General features: G+C 56.8%; 18 protein-coding genes. 10 read left to right on the top strand and 8 right to left on the bottom strand.

The window, feature by feature from the left end; genetic code table 11:
• Positions 1 to 25: 25 nt before the first annotated feature.
• The 8 genes from KP707_RS05295 to KP707_RS05260 all read left to right on the top strand — a co-directional run bounded on the left by KP707_RS05295 (position 26) and on the right by KP707_RS05260 (position 8,009).
• Positions 26 to 406: a glycerol dehydrogenase gene (locus KP707_RS05295; RefSeq protein ID WP_086633540.1), complete on the top strand. Its 381-nt coding sequence runs from the start codon at positions 26 to 28 to the stop codon at positions 404 to 406.
• Complete coding sequence (locus tag KP707_RS05290; protein ID WP_099211551.1) at positions 406 to 2,625, top strand: pyrroloquinoline quinone-dependent dehydrogenase; 2,220 nt, start codon at positions 406 to 408, stop codon at positions 2,623 to 2,625. Before KP707_RS05295 ends, KP707_RS05290 begins: the two co-directional genes overlap by 1 nt.
• Before the next feature lie 195 nt (positions 2,626 to 2,820).
• Entirely contained in the window at positions 2,821 to 4,005 is a 1,185-nt protein-coding gene (locus KP707_RS05285) for a glycosyltransferase family 4 protein (protein ID WP_202207029.1), read from the top strand.
• Positions 3,995 to 4,171, top strand: coding sequence for a hypothetical protein (locus KP707_RS05280; RefSeq protein ID WP_198150547.1), 177 nt, complete (start codon positions 3,995 to 3,997; stop codon positions 4,169 to 4,171). The genes KP707_RS05285 and KP707_RS05280 overlap by 11 nt, the downstream gene beginning before the upstream one ends.
• 6 nt (positions 4,172 to 4,177) lie before the next feature.
• On the top strand, positions 4,178 to 5,080 hold the full coding sequence (locus tag KP707_RS05275) for a DMT family transporter (protein WP_211502378.1): 903 nt from the start codon (positions 4,178 to 4,180) through the stop codon (positions 5,078 to 5,080).
• A gap of 72 nt (positions 5,081 to 5,152) precedes the next feature.
• Positions 5,153 to 5,704, top strand: coding sequence for a dCTP deaminase (gene dcd / locus KP707_RS05270; protein WP_064275649.1), 552 nt, complete (start codon positions 5,153 to 5,155; stop codon positions 5,702 to 5,704).
• A gap of 14 nt (positions 5,705 to 5,718) precedes the next feature.
• Positions 5,719 to 6,975: a UDP-N-acetylglucosamine 1-carboxyvinyltransferase gene (gene murA / locus KP707_RS05265; protein WP_046900589.1), complete on the top strand. Its 1,257-nt coding sequence runs from the start codon at positions 5,719 to 5,721 to the stop codon at positions 6,973 to 6,975.
• Between the two features lie 197 nt (positions 6,976 to 7,172).
• Entirely contained in the window at positions 7,173 to 8,009 is an 837-nt protein-coding gene (locus KP707_RS05260) for an aldo/keto reductase (RefSeq protein ID WP_211502377.1), read from the top strand.
• A 38-nt stretch (positions 8,010 to 8,047) separates the two neighbouring features.
• Here KP707_RS05260 and KP707_RS05255 read toward each other — a convergent pair whose 3' ends face one another.
• From KP707_RS05255 to KP707_RS05245, 3 genes are all read right to left on the bottom strand, one after another.
• Entirely contained in the window at positions 8,048 to 8,794 is a 747-nt protein-coding gene (locus tag KP707_RS05255; RefSeq protein WP_211502376.1) for a dienelactone hydrolase family protein, read from the bottom strand.
• A 137-nt stretch (positions 8,795 to 8,931) separates the two neighbouring features.
• On the bottom strand, positions 8,932 to 10,410 hold the full coding sequence (locus KP707_RS05250; protein ID WP_086633535.1) for a mannitol dehydrogenase family protein: 1,479 nt from the start codon (positions 10,408 to 10,410) through the stop codon (positions 8,932 to 8,934).
• A 132-nt stretch (positions 10,411 to 10,542) separates the two neighbouring features.
• A complete protein-coding gene (locus KP707_RS05245) occupies positions 10,543 to 11,145 on the bottom strand; it encodes a glutathione S-transferase family protein (RefSeq protein WP_211502375.1) in 603 nt (200 codons plus the stop codon).
• Between the two features lie 105 nt (positions 11,146 to 11,250).
• Between KP707_RS05245 and KP707_RS05240 the strand changes: the two genes are divergently transcribed.
• A complete protein-coding gene (locus KP707_RS05240; RefSeq protein ID WP_211502374.1) occupies positions 11,251 to 11,721 on the top strand; it encodes a GAF domain-containing protein in 471 nt (156 codons plus the stop codon).
• Between the two features lie 3 nt (positions 11,722 to 11,724).
• Here the strand turns inward: KP707_RS05240 and KP707_RS05235 are convergent, their stop codons facing one another.
• The 4 genes from KP707_RS05235 to dinB form a co-directional block, all read right to left on the bottom strand.
• Positions 11,725 to 12,279, bottom strand: coding sequence for a TIGR00730 family Rossman fold protein (locus KP707_RS05235; protein WP_086633532.1), 555 nt, complete (start codon positions 12,277 to 12,279; stop codon positions 11,725 to 11,727).
• A 35-nt stretch (positions 12,280 to 12,314) separates the two neighbouring features.
• The gene (locus KP707_RS05230; RefSeq protein ID WP_211502373.1) at positions 12,315 to 13,511 is read right to left on the bottom strand and encodes an MFS transporter; all 1,197 of its coding nucleotides are present in this window, start codon (positions 13,509 to 13,511) and stop codon (positions 12,315 to 12,317) included.
• 154 nt (positions 13,512 to 13,665) lie between these two features.
• Entirely contained in the window at positions 13,666 to 14,151 is a 486-nt protein-coding gene (locus KP707_RS05225) for a DUF2501 domain-containing protein (protein WP_046900597.1), read from the bottom strand.
• Between the two features lie 64 nt (positions 14,152 to 14,215).
• On the bottom strand, positions 14,216 to 15,355 hold the full coding sequence (gene dinB / locus KP707_RS05220; protein WP_211506630.1) for a DNA polymerase IV: 1,140 nt from the start codon (positions 15,353 to 15,355) through the stop codon (positions 14,216 to 14,218).
• Positions 15,356 to 15,404: 49 nt separating this feature from the next.
• Here dinB and KP707_RS05215 point away from each other — a divergent pair, with 49 nt between their 5' ends.
• Positions 15,405 to 15,971 (top strand): NUDIX hydrolase, encoded by a 567-nt coding sequence (locus KP707_RS05215; protein ID WP_211502371.1) that lies wholly within the window; start codon positions 15,405 to 15,407, stop codon positions 15,969 to 15,971.
• Positions 15,972 to 15,978: 7 nt separating this feature from the next.
• On the opposite strand, the gene KP707_RS05210 is transcribed toward KP707_RS05215, so the two are convergent.
• Positions 15,979 to 16,272, bottom strand: a complete 294-nt coding sequence (locus tag KP707_RS05210; RefSeq protein ID WP_174694795.1) for a putative quinol monooxygenase — start codon at positions 16,270 to 16,272, stop codon at positions 15,979 to 15,981.
• Between the last annotated feature and the right edge of the window lie 42 nt (positions 16,273 to 16,314).

Below are 16,314 nucleotides of genomic sequence, written 5' to 3'. Positions count from 1 at the left end.
TATTCAGTCTGGGAGGCATCCGGTTATGCCGAATATTAACGGCACGAAGACTCTGACGGAGTGGCTGACGCTGCTTCTGGGGGTCGTTATTCTTCTTGTGGGCCTGATCTTTGTCATCATGGGGGCTGACCTCGCGATGCTGGGTGGCTCTGTTTACTACGTCATTTGCGGGATCGTGCTGGTTGCCAGCGGGGTGTTTATGGTGATGGGCCGCACGCTTGGCGCGTTCCTGTACCTCGGTGCCCTGGCCTATACGTGGGTCTGGTCCCTGTGGGAAGTCGGGGTCAGCCCGATTGACCTTTTGCCGCGCGCTTTCGGCCCGACCATTCTCGGCATTCTGGTGGTCCTGACCATTCCGGTCCTTCGCCGCCTGGAATCCCGCCGTACACTCAGAGGAGCCGTCTGATGCGTCGGTCTCACCTTCTCGCAACAGCCGCAGGCCTCGCGCTCGCCTGTTCGCCTCTCGCCGCCCACGCTCAGTTCGCTCCCGCAGGCTCGGGTGGTTCCCCGACCGCCGCAGTTCCTGGTCCAGGCAATGCGAATGAGCCTACTGAGAGCGGTCCTAAAGAGCAGAGCTATTTTGCCGGACCCTCTCCGTATGCCCCGCAGGCTCCCGGCGTAAATGCTGCAAACCTGCCGGATATCGAGTCAATTGATCCGTCAGAAGTGCCTGCCATGGCACCCCAGCAGAGCGCAAATCCGGCTCCTGGAGACTGGGTTGCTTATGGCCGTGATGACCATCAGACGCGTTATTCGCCGCTGTCTGAAATCACGCCTGAGAACGCTGGCAACCTGAAGGTCGCGTTCACCTATCATACGGGCAGTTATCCACGCCCGGGTCAGACCAACAAATGGGCGGCTGAAACCACACCCATCAAGGTGGGTGACGGCCTCTATATGTGTTCGGCCATGAACGACATCATGAAGCTGGACCCGGTGACGGGGAAGCAGATCTGGCGTCGGAATGTGGATGTGAAGTACCACTCCATTCCCTACACAGCAGCCTGTAAGGGCGTGACGTATTTCACGTCGTCCGTCGTGCCAGAAGGCCAGCCCTGTCACAATCGGCTTATCGAAGGCACGCTCGATATGCGCCTGATTGCTGTTGATGCGGCAACGGGTGAGTTCTGTCCGAACTTCGGTCACGGTGGTCAGGTCAACCTGATGCAGGGTCTTGGCGAGTCCGTTCCGGGCTTCGTTTCCATGACCGTGCCGCCACCGGTTGTTGATGGCGTTGTCGTCGTCAACCACGAAGTGCTGGATGGTCAGCGTCGCTGGGCACCGTCTGGTGTGATCCGCGGTTACGATGCTGAAAGCGGCAAGTTCGTCTGGGCCTGGGACGTCAACAACCCAACAGATCACAGCCAGCCAACGGGCAATCGCCACTATAGCCGCGGTACGCCGAACTCATGGGCCGCACTGACGGGCGATAGTGCTCTTGGTCTGGTTTATGTGCCGACCGGAAACTCCGCTGCCGATTATTACAGCGCCCTTCGTAGCGATGCCGAAAACAAGGTTTCTTCCGCAGTCGTGGCGATTGACGTCAAGACGGGTGAAGAAAAGTGGGTTTTCCAGACCGCCCATAAAGACGTCTGGGATTATGATATTGGCTCTCAGGCAACCCTGATGGATATGCCTGGCCCTGACGGCCAGCCCGTTCCAGCTCTTATCATGCCGACGAAGCGCGGTCAGACGTTCGTTCTGGATCGCCGGACAGGCAAGCCAGTTCTTCCCGTCGTAGAGCGTCCGGCTCCGTCACCAGGCGTCATTCCTGGCGACCCACGGACACCGACGCAGCCCTGGTCTGTCGGGATGCCTGCTCTGCGCGTGCCTGATCTGAAAGAGACGGATATGTGGGGGATGTCTCCCATTGATCAGCTCTTCTGCCGCATCAAGTTCCGTCGTGCGAACTACGTTGGTGAATTCACGCCGCCGAGCGTTGATAAGCCATGGATTGAATACCCGGGCTACAATGGTGGCAGTGACTGGGGTTCCATGTCCTATGACGAGAAGAGCGGAATCCTGATCGCGAACTGGAACATCACCCCGATGTACGACCAGCTCGTCACCCGCAAGAAGGCCGACAAGCTTGGTCTGATGCCGATCGACGATCCTAACTTCAAGCCAGGTGGCGGTGGCGCCGAAGGTAATGGTGCCATGGACGGAACGCCATACGGCATCGTCGTGACGCCGTTCTGGGATCAGTACACGGGCATGATGTGCAACCGTCCGCCTTATGGCATGATCACGGCCATCGACATGAAGCACGGTCAGAAGGTGCTGTGGCAGCACCCGCTGGGAACGGCTCGTGCTAATGGTCCATGGGGTCTGCCGACAGGTCTTCCCTGGGAGATCGGAACACCGAACAACGGCGGTTCTGTTGTGACAGGTGGCGGTCTTGTGTTCATCGCAGCGGCTACGGATAACCAGATCCGTGCCATTGACGAACACACCGGCAAGGTCGTGTGGAGCGCAGTGCTCCCGGGTGGCGGTCAGGCCAACCCGATGACCTACGAAGCCAATGGCCATCAGTACGTTGCCATCATGGCAGGTGGTCATCACTTCATGATGACGCCAGTCAGCGATCAGCTCGTGGTTTACGCTTTGCCTGACGCCGTTAAGTAAAGCCGACGACTGTGGCGGATGTGCTGTGCACATTCGCTACACTCCATCGTCAAAGGGGGACTTCTGTGCTAGCAGGGCATGGACGTCTCCCTTTTTCGTTTCTGCCTGTTTTTCATTCTGAAAGCCTCAGGCGCAGACCGATCAGGAAGGCTTCTCGTTCGGATCAAATTTTCAGAATGGCCCGCCGAAACGCTCATGACTGACCGTTCTCCCGTGATCCTCCAGGTCCTTCCTGCACTCAGTACTGGGGGGCTTGAGCGCGGTGCCATCGAAATCGCCGCTGCCATCACTCAGGCGGGCGGGAAAGCCATTGTTGCTTCAAAGCCGGGGCCGCTGCTGATCCAGTTGAGGCACGCTGGCGCAATTCATGTGCCGCTCAACCTGAAATCCAAATCACCTGTTGCTGTACTGCGCCGGGCCCGTGATCTTCAGAAACTGATCCGCCAGCAGGGGGTGGATCTGGTGCATGCCCGCTCCCGTATTCCGGCATGGGCGGCCTGGCTGGCCTGTCGTCGTGAAGGGATCCCGCTGGTCACGACATGGCATGGTGTTCATGGTGCGGGCTGGTGGGGCAAGAAGCTTTATAATTCTGTTCTGGCCCGTGGCACGCGCGTGATTGCTATTTCGAATTTCATCGCCGGCCGTCTGTCCGGGCAATATGGTGTTCAGTCAGACCGCCTGCGGACTATTCCCCGTGGTGCCGACCCCTCTCTTTTTGACCCGCAAAAGGTCTCCGGCGAACGGATCCAGCGGCTTGCCGAAGCTTGGTCAGTCCCCCACGGTGCCCGCGTGATCCTGATGCCTGCACGTCTAACGGCGTGGAAAGGGCAGAGGGTCCTGATTGAAGCACTGAAGTTTCTCAAACAAGCCTCTGCTGCACCCTGGATCTGTGTTCTGGTTGGCCCGGAAACGGATCATAAATTTGCGCTCTCTCTTGGGCGAAGAATTCAGGAGCTGGGTCTGGAAGACAGGGTTCGCTTCGCAGGGACATGCCAGGACATGCCAGCGGCCTGCGCTTTGGCGTCCGTTGTCGTTGCACCGTCTCTGCGGCCTGAACCCTTCGGGCGGACGCTTGTAGAGGCGCAGATGATGGGCAAACCCGTTATCGGAACGGCACAAGGCGCCATGATGGAGACGGTCCTGCCCGGACAGACCGGTCTCGTTATTCCTCCCGATAATCCTCAGGCATTGGCCGAAGCACTTGTCGGCATTCTGTCGGCCGATGATGAGACGCTTGCCTATCTGGCGGAAAATGCCCGTGAGCATGTCTTGCGAAATTATACGATCCGGCAGATGCAGTCGGCGACACTCGGTGTATATGACGAGCTGCTTGGAACGCATCTTCGAGCATCTTTCGACGGACAGACTGATGACAACTGACAAGACGGAAAACGGCAAAGCTACGGCCCATCTGACTGATAAGGCGCAGGCTGCCAAAGAGGCACGTGCAGCTCGCGAAGCCAAGGCGCTCCGGGCCAATCTTCTGCGTCGCAAACAGCAGCAGCGCATCAGGCCCACAGCGCCCACACCGTCTTCCGAAAGCTAAGGCGTCGTGAAAATTCGTCTGCCAACGCCATCGCCACAGGAACTGGCGTTGGCGGGCGTTACGGCGCTCTGGGGAGGCACTTTTCTGATCCTGCATCTGGCCATGCAGCATTGCGGACCGATGTTCTTCGTCGGTGTGCGGTTTCTGATGGCAGCAGCCATGGTGGCGTGTCTGGCAGGTCGTCACATGACGGGTCTTACACGGAAAGAAGTGCGATCCGGTATTCTGATCGGGATTGCCCTTTCAATCGGGTATGTTCTGCAAAGTGCAGGGTTGCGTGAGGTGACCAGCAGCCGTTCTGCATTCATCACGGCTCTCTATGTGCCGTTGGTGCCATTATTTCAGTGGGCCATTCTGCGTAAATCGCCGCACATCATGAGCTGGGTCGGAATCGGCTTGGCGTTTGCCGGATTGATTGCGCTGGCAGGGCCGGCAGCCCTGACCCTGACTTTTAGTCATGGTGATTTGCTGACGGTGCTGTCAGCATGCGCCATCGCTGTTGAAATTGTTTTGATCAGCCTGTTTGCCCAAGGCGTGGACAGTCGTAGAATCACAGTCTGTCAGCTTGTTGGAGGCGGCCTTTTTGCACTTTTGCTCATGCCGGTCGCCGGGGAGCATGTGCCGACATTTTCATGGATCTGGGTTGTTTGTGCCGCAGCTCTGGGAAGCCTGAGTGCTCTGGTACAACTCGTGATGAACTGGGCTCAGAAGTCCGTCCCACCTTCAAAAGCTGCTGTGATTTATGCAGGAGAGCCTGTCTGGGGTGGGCTGGTCGGCTGGCTGGCTGGCGATCAGCTGCAGGCCACCACGCTTCTTGGGGCTGCTTTGATTGTCTGTGGTGTTCTTGCCAGTGAGATGAGACCGCGTTGGCTTGTCAAAAGGCAACAGCACCTCACGGAAAATGGCTAAACCGACACATTGCGTGATCGGGCGGCTGTCGGTAGAGCAGATCGATCCCCCCGTGTAGGAGTTAATGCGTCCATGCCAATCATGCCTGATACCTGGATCCGCCAGATGGCCAAAGAACACGGCATGATTGAACCGTTTGTGGAAAACCAGAAACGGGAAGGCGTTATTTCCTATGGTCTGTCGTCATACGGCTATGACGCGCGTGTCGCGGAAGACTTCAAAATCTTTACCGATGTGGACAGTGCCGTCGTCGATCCGAAGAACTTCGCCGCCAACAGCTTCGTGACACGGACGGGTGATATCACGATTCCCCCGAACAGCTTCGCACTGGCGCACACGATCGAATATTTCCGTATTCCGCGGGACACATTGGTCGTCTGCCTTGGCAAGTCCACCTATGCGCGCTGCGGTATCATCGTGAATGTGACGCCGCTTGAGCCGGAGTGGGAAGGGCAGGTCACCATCGAAATCAGTAACACGACCCCGCTGCCTGCGCGCATCTATGCGAACGAAGGTATCTGCCAGTTCCTGTTCTTCCAGGGCGCCAGCCCTTGCGAAGTCAGCTACGCGGATCGTGCCGGTAAATACATGCGCCAGTCCGGCGTAACCACGCCTCGGCTGTAAGGAGCGCATCACTCATGGACCGTTTCATTATTCGTGGTGGCCATCGCCTGACGGGCGAAATCGAGATCGGGGGCGCAAAGAACTCCGGCCTCAAGCTCATGGTCGCAGGCCTGCTGACCTCTGATCGTCTGGTGCTGTCCAACGTTCCGCAGATTGCTGACATCAAGACGATGCGTGATCTTCTCAAGGGGCTGGGCATCGCCGTCGAGGCTGTGGGGGAGCGTACCCTTTCGATCGGAGGCGAAATCGGATCGGTGGAAGCCCCGTACGACATCGTTTCCAAGATGCGTGCTTCCATTCTCGTTCTTGGCCCGCTTCTGGCGCGTGCCCGTGAAGCCAAGGTTTCGCTTCCGGGTGGCTGCGCTATTGGCACGCGCCCTGTGGACATGCATCTCAAAGGGCTTGAAGCTCTGGGTGCTGAAATTCGCCTTGAGAACGGATACATCAATGCCCGTGCGCCCGAAGGCCTGAAGGGCGACCGGATTATCCTGCCGTTCGCCAGCGTTGGTGCGACAGAAAACCTGCTGATGGCGTCCACGCTCGCCAAAGGCCGTACAGAAATCGTCAACGCAGCGCGTGAACCCGAGATCAGCGATCTGGTGCACTGCCTCAACGCGATGGGCGCACAGATTACGGGCGAAGGTTCCGGTACACTGATCATTGAAGGCGTAGAGCGCCTGCATGGCGCCAACTATGCCGTCATGCCAGATCGCATCGAGTGCGGCACTTATGCTTGCGCTGCGGGCATCACGGGCGGTGACCTCCTGCTCGTCGGTGGTCGTGCCGATGATCTGGGGGCGGTAATCCGCACCCTGCAGGAAACCGGTGTTGAAGTTGAGGAAGATCCGCGTGGTCTCCGTGTCCGTCGCACGGGCAAGCTGACAGGCGTGGACATCATGACGGAGCCATATCCGGGTTTCCCGACGGACATGCAGGCCCAGTTCATGGCGATGCTCTCTGTTGCGGATGGTGCATCCATGATTACCGAGACGATTTTTGAAAATCGTTTCATGCATGTTCCTGAGCTGAACCGGATGGGTGCGCGCATCAATCCGCATGGTCGCTCGGCAATTATCCGCGGTGTTCCGAAGCTGTCCGGTGCCCCGGTCATGGCAACTGATCTTCGGGCATCTTTCTCGCTCATCCTGGCTGGACTTGCTGCTGAAGGCGAGACGCAGCTCAGCCGGATTTACCATCTGGATCGTGGGTATGAGGGCGTAGATCGCAAGCTCGCAGCATGTGGTGCTGATATCGAACGCGTTTCAGACTGAAGATTGTTCAGGCTTCTTTTGATGCAAGCGGTGAGCCATTTCGGCTCACCGCTTTTTTTATGTCTCGTGCATCTGAAGCCATCCGTTATGAAACGCTTCCTCTCTGTCGGGCGTAATACGTCAAACCCGAAAGTCTTTCTTAGGCATTTGATAAATCCTCAAGGGATTGAATGCGGCAGAGTCAGGAGAAGCAGAGAATGACGATTCCGACAGTCACGCTCAATGACGGCACGACCATTCCGGCGATCACGTTCGGAACCTATAAGCTGAACGGCGCTGCGGGCGTTGAAGCCATGAACAGTGCCCTCAACGTGGGCTATGACGCTCTGGACAGTGCGTTCAATTATGAGAATGAAGGGGCAGTTGGGCGCGCCGTGCGTGAGAGCGGCCGCCCCCGGGAAGAACTGCGCGTCGCCTCAAAGCTACCAGGCCGCCATCATGACTATGATGCTGCGCTGACAACGATCGAGGAGTCCCTCTATCGCACACAGCTTGATTACTTTGACCTGTATTACATTCACTGGCCTAACCCGAAGCAGGGTAAGTACGTTGAAGCCTGGAAAGCCCTGATTGAGGCAAAGAAGCGCGGCTATATCCGATCAATTGCCGTATGCAATTTTCTGCCAGAACATCTTGAGCGGCTGAAAGCCGAAACAGGCGTTCTTCCGTCGATCAACCAGATTGAGCTGCATCCCTACTTCCCGCAGGACGAGATGCGGAAGTGGAACCATGATCAGGGGATCATTACGCAGGCCTGGAGCCCCCTGGGGCGCGCAAGTGACCTTCTGACAAATCCGCTGTTGAAAACAATTGCTGAGCGGCTAGGCAAGGAAGTCGGGCAGGTTATTCTCCGCTGGCATCATCAGCTTGGTTCTGTGCCCATTCCCAAGTCTGCCACGCCTGAGCGTCAGATTAAGAACAGGTCCATTTTCGACTTTGCCCTGACAGAAGACGATATGACGAAAATTGCCTCTCTGGCGCGTGCGGATGGGCGTCTCGCCGATCAGAACCCTGCCACTTACGAGGAACTCTGACGTTTGAAGGGCTTCCTGTAGCGGAAGCCCTCCTTTGGCTACTCTCGCATCAAAGCGCGCTGAAATAGAGCATTCGTCCAGTTCATGGCCTGCAGGAAGAGAGCAGCATCGAAACGTGGTGCTCCATCACGCAGGAATGCGTGTTGAGCGTTAACTTCATGCCACTCCAGCGTGACGCCCGCGTCCTCAAGTCTGTCCCGGATTATACGCCGTCCCGCATAGGGAACGTGCGGGTCTGACTGGCCCCAGACCATCATCAGTTCACCAGTGATGTCTGTAGCCCGCACGAGAGAGTCATCGGACTTGCCTTCACCAAGCGTCGCTGAATGCAGGTCGGTGGCATAGAAACACGCTGTTGCTTTGACTGCGGGATGAAGAGCCGCCCGATAGGCGAGATGCCCTCCAAGGCATACACCGAAAGCACCAATGGCGCCCGTGCAGAAGCTGCTGTCTTGCAGCCATTCGACAAGGGCTGCCGTGTCGTTGTCAAAGGCCGAGACAGGCTTGGCGTATTTCAGATCATTCCCGCGATCTGTTCCATCCTTGTCATAGGCAAGGACAGTCCCGGCAGGTTCGTACTCATGATACACTTCGGGGATTGCGACGAGATATCCCTGCCCCGCAATCATGGCGCCCAATCGTTCGATAGGGGCCGTGACTTGATAGATTTCCGAAAACAGCATGACAGCTGGGAAACGGCCATCCTGAACCGGCCGAAAGATATGCACCCGCATTGAGCCAGTCGGCGTTTGAAGATCGATTTTTTCGTCAGTTCTGATGATCATGAGACGATCCACCCTGCGAGAGTTTGCAAGTAACGCATCTGGCTCTGTTTGTAGGCGGCCCACTGGCGTGCCGCAACGTCGTCTGAAAAAAGGGTCCTGTGCCGTTTGTTAATCTCAGCCGGCACAGGACACCCTGATCAGCCCTTTGGCGTGATGACGTCCGCAAGTGTCGCAGCGGTTCCACGATCCTGCAGGCTCTGCCGCATGTCAGTGAAAAGCTGGACGAAAGCAGGGTTGTCAGTGAGGCCCCAGCCCGCAAAGACGCCCATATCCAAAGCGCGCGCCGGATCGGTGTCCGTCACCAGGGCACGATCTTCCTTGCTGAGACGAGGCTCTGTGACAGGGAAGTCCGCGTTTGTATCGTCCCGGCCGTTCATGTAGGCGCAGTAGCACGCCAGCAGGAACGCGATCCGGCGCATGTCACCGTTGTCTTTCACCACGATCTCGGCTGTCGGGCGAATAAAGACCGGCAGTTTGGATGTGCTGTCCGACGCAATGCGCAGAAGCTGATCACTGACAGCCTTGTTGCGGAAACGCTGGAGCAGGAGGGCCCCATATTCTGGAAGGCTGATGCCTGGAGGAGCGGTCAGATGTGGTTCTGAGTCGAAACCCAGAAACTGCTGAAGCAGGCGGAAAAGGTTCTCGTCTTCCATGGCTTCGCTGACGAAGCGGTACCCCATCAGGACGGCGGGGAGCGCCAACATGGAATGAGAGGCATTGAGCATGCGCAGCTTCACCTGTTCGTATGGCTCAACATTATTCGTGAACAGCACACCGGCCTGCTCCCAAGCCGGGCGCCCTTCGGGGAAATTATCTTCCACAACCCACTGGATGAAGTCTTCGCAGAATAGCGGGGCGCGGTCTTCAATGCCGCTTTCACTATTGAGGCGAGCAATGTCTGCCGGTCCAACCGCTGGGGTAATACGATCAACCATGCAGGCTGGGAACGAGACGTTCCGGGAAATCCAGTCCGCCAGTTCGTCGTCTCGCAGGCGTGCGAAGGACAGGACAGCGTGGCGCGCAACCTCTCCGTTCGACGGAACATTGTCGCAGGAGAGGATTGTGAAAGCATTCACACCGGCTTCACGGCGCAGACGAAGGGCCTCGGTGAGGATACCAAAGGCTGTTTCCGGCACTTCCCGCTTGAGGTCCGCAACGATGGTCGGATGGTCAGCCATGAAGTGGCCTGCCTCATCCATGTAATATCCACCTTCCGTAATCGTCATGGTGACGATGCGGATTGCTGGATCGGTCAGACGCTTCAGGGCTGCCAGACGGTCTGCGGGAGCGTGGATGTATTCCACCAGGGATTTTACAACCCGCACGACGTCCGGACGGCCCGATGGGCATTCCCGCAAAGTGTAAAGACCGCCCTGAGACTGAAGGGCTTCAGCCTTCTGCACTTCAGACGGCACATCCATCAGGCCAAGGCCAACAATGCCCCAGCTTTCCTGGCCCGGCAGAGCCAGTGTGCGGTCTGTGTACACGGCCTGATGGGCGCGGTGAAAGTTTCCGACACTGAGATGGGCAATCCCCGCAGTCACCTTCTGGCGATCATAAGGGGAGGTGAGGATGGTCTCTGGAAGGTGGGCCAGAGTTTCCGGGGTCAGTTTCATGATGGTTCTTCCGAACGAAAGGCCCGACCCTTTTAAGAAGAAGACGTGATGAGGAAACTGTTTTTATTAAATATAAATTTTTTCTAATATTTCTCGCATCAACGAGAGGATTCATTAGGGAAACGAAAATATTCATAACCCGAAAGCAGATGCTTCCGGCATGGGAGTAAAGTCAGGCAGCGCTTCTATACGCTCCAGCCATTGTTGAACTGCAGAATAAGGCGCTAGAGACACCCCGCCCTCAGGTGCGCGTTTGATGTAAGCGTAACAGGACAGATCGGCGAGCGTGGGCATATCACCTGCGAGAAATGGCCGCTGTTTCAGTTCATCATTCATGAAGAGAAGCAGCTTCGCAGCCTTTGCCTGAGCCGGGGCAATATCATCCGGGCGCTTCCAGAGCGTCGCTGCACGCGCCATAGCCGGTCCATACCGCAATTCGCCAGCGGCAATGGAAAACCATTTTTGAACTCGCGCCGCGCCGAGTGCATCCTCTGGCAGCCATGAACTGTCGGATGCATAGGTTTTCGCGAGATAGACCAGAATGGCATTGCTGTCTGTCAGGATAATATCGCCGTCTTCCAGAATCGGAATTTGTCCCAGCGGATTAAGCTTCAGCACTTCAGGCGACTGCATTGAGGCTTCAACGAAACTGTAATCCAGCTTCAGGATCGACAGGAACAGCCGGACGCGATGCACATGGCCGGACAGAGGAATTCCATAAAGACGTCTAGCCATGATCTGGTCCGGCAATGGTGAAAAGGACAGAGTGGCCATCGTGACGGAGACACGCAACGGCTTTATGGTCCTGCTTCATTTCATTTTAACTCAGGATCATCCGACATGAGTGCGCCTATCCATCGTCTGACCGTGGAAGATCTGGTGGAAACCGTTGAATCGGTGGTCGCGTCTGAAACGGATCAGATTGCGAACATGGCCAATATTGCGGCCCTGCTATTTGAGGCCTTGCCAGACATTAACTGGGCCGGATTCTATCTTTTCAAGGATGATCAACTGGTCCTCGGCCCGTTTCAGGGGCGTCTGGCCTGCACGCGCATTCCGCTTGGGAAAGGCGTCTGTGGAACTGTTGGCCAGCAGAAAACCACGCTCGTCGTCCCGGATGTGCATGCGTTTCCAGGGCATATTGCCTGTGATGCTGCCTCGGCTTCCGAAATTGTGGTTCCCATCCTGCATGATGGAAACCTGATCGGAGTTCTGGATATTGATAGCCCTGTGAAGAACCGCTTCGATGCGGAAGATCAGGCCATGATCGAGAAGATTGTCAGCGCCTTTGAAAAGACGCTGACAGCCTGATTTTCAGGCAGGAACGTTTTCGCGCAGATGGTTCATCAGCGCGGGAACGTCTTCCACAACGGTAAACAGCTTAAGCGTGTTGGGGGAGGCAAAGCCCTGCTCAACGGCATCGGTCAGGGTGCGGACAAGGGATTTTGCCCAGCCACCAATATTGACGATGTAAATCGGGTCCTGGTGCAGACCGAGCTGCTTCCAGGTCAGAATTTCCATTAACTCATCAAAGGTGCCGAATCCGCCTGGGATGATGGCATACGCATCTGAAAGCTCGAACATGCGGGCTTTGCGACTATGCATGTTGGGTGTCACTTCAAGCTCTGTCACGCCTTTATGCATGACTTCGCGATCATGCAGGAACCCGGGAATAACGCCGATAACCTGCCCCCCCGCAGTCAGGGCGGCATCCGCAACGGTTCCCATCAGACCCACATGACCACCGCCGTAAACAAGCGTAATTCCGTTCTGGGCCAGAGCTGTTCCAAGTTCGGATGCACCTTCTGCATACACAGGGGAGTTGCCGAAGCGGGAGCCGCAGAAAACAGCGCAGGAACGAATGGTCATGGGAAGCAGGTCCTGTAAGGAAGCGGGCAGAACGCTTAGACGGCAGGCTTCCGCCCAAGCGAACGGCTGATGAGCACACCGACCAGACAGCACACCGCAGTCGTGCCGAACATGGTCTTGTAGCCAGCAAACTCGATGACCTGCCCGAGCACAAGACCCGAACATGCAATCGCCAGATCAATGAAGATCGAATAGGCGCCCAAAGCGGCCCCTCGGTTCTGTGGGCCAGCACTGTTGACGGCCAGCACGCCGAGGGCAGGGAATAGCAGGGAGAAACCTGCGCCAGTCAGCGCCGCACCGATCAGAGCGGCCCCTTGTGAGGGGAAAATTGCCAGACACGCTAGCCCGACAGCTTCGATCAGCAGGGAGACGATCGCCACGAAGACGCCGCCACGCCGGGCAATCTGTGAGGCGAAAAAGAACCGGATGACAACAAATACGATACCGAAGACGGACAGCGCTGTTGCAGCGCCCTCCCAGTGCAGAACGGCATAATACAAAGCAAGAAAGGACGAGATGGCACCGAATCCGATGGAGCCAGCCGCCAGCGCCATGCCATGCGGCAGAACCAGACGAAGCGCGCGCGTGAAGGGAACGGGCTTTTCCGTGGAGGAAAGAGGCTTGATGCCCTTGTAAAAGCCGATCAGGGCAAGACCAAAGAGCGGAAGAATAACGGACAGGATACCGACCGAGACAATGCCGCCATAAGGATGAGGAAGCTGTGAAAGCTTGGCGCCAATCGGTGCACCAAGAGCAATGCCTCCATAAGAACAGATACCGTTCCACGAAATGGCAATAGCTGTGTTTTCAGCGCCGGCCCGGCGGATATTCCAGACAATGACGCCCGTGGCGGCCCAGCTTTCTGCCCATCCTAGAAACAGACGACTTAAGAGCAAAATTCCAAGGGAAACGGCGGGTGTTTCGCCTGACCAACCCGCACCGATCATCAGCAGGCCTGATATGAGGCATGTCACCAATCCGCCTAAAACAACCGGTTTGGGGCCTATGCTATCTACCAGCCGACCAGCAGAAGGCCGCGCTGCGAATGTCGCAAGATATTGCAGGGAGAAGGCCAGACCGGCGATCGTCGTGCTGTAGCCCAGCGTATGGTGCACGAAGATCGTCAGGACGGCATTGGGAAGCCCGATAACGATGTAAACCAGAAGATTGAACAGAACGACGGTAAGAACCCGCTTCGTCGGTGAACTCACCGGCGTTTCTTCCGCAGTCATGCCTTCAATCTCCTGTTTCTCTAAGTAACTAACTGGTTACGTCCTGTCTGGCATAGGACAGTTTGAACGATCCGTCACGGTCAATGGACCCCTCAGGTCCAAAAAACAACAGTATGTGATCTCTCGGGAATGAACATCCCGAGAGAAGGTGGCCTTAAAGCATGTTCTGCAGGCGGCTTGAAACCGCTGAGCATACTTTCTGGCGCAACGGCTCTGCCAGTGAGGACAGGGAATATTGCTGGGACGTATTCGTCTGGTTGCTGACGGCCTGAAGAATGCCCTGCTGGCCAGCACTGTATGCCGGGCTATTGGTCACGCCTGCTGCCTGTGTGGCAGTGGAGAGAAGACCCGTAGCATTCGTCCCCGTAGCCAGGTTGTTCGTCACGCAATAGTTCAGCACGCCGGCCAGATTGCTGGTGGAGGTGGAGGAGAGATTTGGCAGCCCAAGGGCGCCCGTCAGGCCACCGGTCAACTGTGAAGCTGTGCTCTGGGCTGCGGCAGTTGCAGCGGATGTTGCCGCTGCCTGCGTTTCCGGATTCTGGGCAGCCGACATCCCGGATGTGCAGCCTCCGAGAGAGAGGGCTGCGATGGCAGCAATTGCGCCAGTCGAGAGCAGGGCTGGCAGGCGGAACGGAACCATAAAATTTCAACTCCTGTAAGGACAACCATGAGGCGTGATCTGCCTCTATGCGTCCTAACAACGCTCAAAAGAGAGAAAGTGAGCGAAAAACCTGTCGATTTTCGGGGAGCGTCGTTTCTGGCTGATCGAAAGCAAGCTGCATCTGTGAACTCTGGTCCGGTATCTCCAGCGATGGCGCCGCGAGAGCCGATAACGTGAGGCCGAGAAGACGCACGCCGGGCACTAAAGGAAAAAGCGGCGTCAGGAGAGACTGCCCAACTTCGGCCAGAACTGCTTCGGACCCAACAGAGACAGGCAGACTGCGGGCTCGCGTAATTTGGCGGAAATCTGCATATTTGACCTTGAGAGTTATGGTTCGGCCTGTGATCTGTTTGCGCTGGGCCTGTAGCCAGAGTTTGGTGGCAATCATTCCAAGAGCATTGCGTGCGGCGGCTTCATCTCGCAGGTCTGTCAGATAGGTCTGTTCCGTTCCCAAAGACTTGCGCTCGCGATTAACAACGACGGGGCGGTCATCAATCCCGCGGGAAATACCATGATAAAAGGAAGCGGCCTTCCCAAAGTGGCGTGTGAGCGTGAGCAGATCCATTTTCCGGAGGTCTGCGCCAGTTTTAATGCCCAGAGCATTCATTTTTCGAGCAGTTGCCGGGCCAATTCCATGGAACTGGTCTACGGACAAATTCAGCACAAAATCCGGCCCCATTCGCGGCGTGATGACAAAAAGTCCATCAGGTTTGCGATAATCGGACGCCAGTTTGGCCAGAAACCGGTTGTAAGAGACTCCAGCGGAAGCTGTAAGGCCGGTTTCTTTGCGGATGTCCGCACGAATGCGTTCCGCAACCAACGTGGCCGAACCATAGGCGCCCAGATAATCCGTGAGATCCAGATAGGCCTCATCAAGGGAAAGAGGCTGGATGAGGGGCGTATATCGGGCAAAGATCTCGTGGATCTGCATGGAAACAGCGCGATAGACGTCAAACCTAGCCGGTACGAATACAAGATCCGGACAGAGGCGCTTGGCTTTCAGGGACGGCATTGCAGAGCGCACACCAAAAGGACGCGCTTCATAACTGGCAGCGGCAACAACGCCACGGGCCTCGCCCCGTCCAACCGCGAGGGGGCGGCCACGTAAGGACGGGTTATCTCGCTGTTCGACAGACGCATAAAAAGCGTCCATGTCGATATGCACGATCCGGCGGGACTCCATCTGTACAGTGTCGCCGATCAACAGGAACGAAACAAGATCGGATCAGTCCATGAGCATCGAAGACGCCCGTCGCGCCGCTGGTTTCCAGACAGTCTCAACCCGTCTGGCTTACAGCAATCCGTGGACGGCCCTGCGAGAGGACATCATCATTCATCCCAACGGCAAGAAGGGCCTTTATGGCATTGTCGAGCGTGGAGAGTTTGTGGTGATCCTGCCCATGCATGCTGATGGCCGCGTGACCCTGATCCAGCAGTTTCGGTACCCGGTTGGGGAGCGCCTGCTCGAACTGCCAATGGGAATGTGGGAGACCAAAGAGAACGTCGATCCTGTCGAACTGGCTCTCGGTGAACTCCGCGAGGAAACGGGCCTGCGCGCTGGCGAGATGATCCATGTGGGAACGATGTATCAGGGGGCCGGATACTCGAACCAGAAAGGACACGTCTTTCTGGCGCGTAACCTCACGCGCGGGGAAACCGAGCTGGAAGACACCGAGCAGGACATCACGATGCAGGACATGACGCTGGGCGAATTTGAAAACCTGATCGCCCGTGGCGAACTTAAATGCATGGTGTCTCTGGCTGCCTTTGCGCTGATTCGCGCAAAGGGCCTGATCTGACGTCCGTTCAGATTACGGTATCAAGAAACACAACTTTCGAGCCACCGTCTTCAACCAGTGTTTCGATGGCCTGGTTAAAGACGCGGCCGTGGTCTGTGCCCATGTGAGCCTTGAAGGCGTCTTCGTCGCGGTAAGTTTCTTCGACATGAAAGAAGTCAGGATCAGTCGCCAGTGTGTGAACGACAAACCGTTCACAGCCGGGCTCGGCTCGAACGTCGGCTGCCAGGCCTACGAGAAGGTCGCGAACTTTTTCACGGCAGCCGGGAAGGGCTTTCATCGTGGCATAAAGGGATTTCGGCATAGGTCTTGATCCGCTTGAAAAGACTGAGATGCGTCTGAGCGC

The sequence above is a fragment of the Gluconobacter sp. P5E10 genome (assembly GCF_018812145.1).
In the GTDB taxonomy this organism is placed as follows: Bacteria; Pseudomonadota; Alphaproteobacteria; order Acetobacterales; family Acetobacteraceae; genus Gluconobacter; species Gluconobacter cerinus.
This window is presented reverse-complemented; position numbering and strand designations above follow the sequence as displayed.

Bases quoted from the DNA above. Each gene is read 5' to 3' on its own strand.
- KP707_RS05260 (WP_211502377.1), top strand. From the start codon at position 7,173: ATGACGATTCCGACAGTCACGCTCAATGACGGCACGACCATTCCGGCG.
- dinB (WP_211506630.1), bottom strand. From the start codon at position 15,355: ATGGAGTCCCGCCGGATCGTGCATATCGACATGGACGCTTTTTATGCG.
- KP707_RS05240 (WP_211502374.1), top strand. From the start codon at position 11,251: ATGAGTGCGCCTATCCATCGTCTGACCGTGGAAGATCTGGTGGAAACC.
- KP707_RS05250 (WP_086633535.1), bottom strand. From the start codon at position 10,410: ATGAAACTGACCCCGGAAACTCTGGCCCACCTTCCAGAGACCATCCTC.
- KP707_RS05215 (WP_211502371.1), top strand. From the start codon at position 15,405: ATGAGCATCGAAGACGCCCGTCGCGCCGCTGGTTTCCAGACAGTCTCA.
- KP707_RS05235 (WP_086633532.1), bottom strand. From the start codon at position 12,279: ATGACCATTCGTTCCTGCGCTGTTTTCTGCGGCTCCCGCTTCGGCAAC.
- KP707_RS05280 (WP_198150547.1), top strand. From the start codon at position 3,995: ATGACAACTGACAAGACGGAAAACGGCAAAGCTACGGCCCATCTGACT.
- KP707_RS05225 (WP_046900597.1), bottom strand. From the start codon at position 14,151: ATGGTTCCGTTCCGCCTGCCAGCCCTGCTCTCGACTGGCGCAATTGCT.
- KP707_RS05295 (WP_086633540.1), top strand. From the start codon at position 26: ATGCCGAATATTAACGGCACGAAGACTCTGACGGAGTGGCTGACGCTG.
- KP707_RS05255 (WP_211502376.1), bottom strand. From the start codon at position 8,794: ATGATCATCAGAACTGACGAAAAAATCGATCTTCAAACGCCGACTGGC.
- KP707_RS05290 (WP_099211551.1), top strand. From the start codon at position 406: ATGCGTCGGTCTCACCTTCTCGCAACAGCCGCAGGCCTCGCGCTCGCC.
- KP707_RS05210 (WP_174694795.1), bottom strand. From the start codon at position 16,272: ATGCCGAAATCCCTTTATGCCACGATGAAAGCCCTTCCCGGCTGCCGT.
- dcd (WP_064275649.1), top strand. From the start codon at position 5,153: ATGCCAATCATGCCTGATACCTGGATCCGCCAGATGGCCAAAGAACAC.
- KP707_RS05245 (WP_211502375.1), bottom strand. From the start codon at position 11,145: ATGGCTAGACGTCTTTATGGAATTCCTCTGTCCGGCCATGTGCATCGC.
- KP707_RS05285 (WP_202207029.1), top strand. From the start codon at position 2,821: ATGACTGACCGTTCTCCCGTGATCCTCCAGGTCCTTCCTGCACTCAGT.
- murA (WP_046900589.1), top strand. From the start codon at position 5,719: ATGGACCGTTTCATTATTCGTGGTGGCCATCGCCTGACGGGCGAAATC.
- KP707_RS05230 (WP_211502373.1), bottom strand. From the start codon at position 13,511: ATGACTGCGGAAGAAACGCCGGTGAGTTCACCGACGAAGCGGGTTCTT.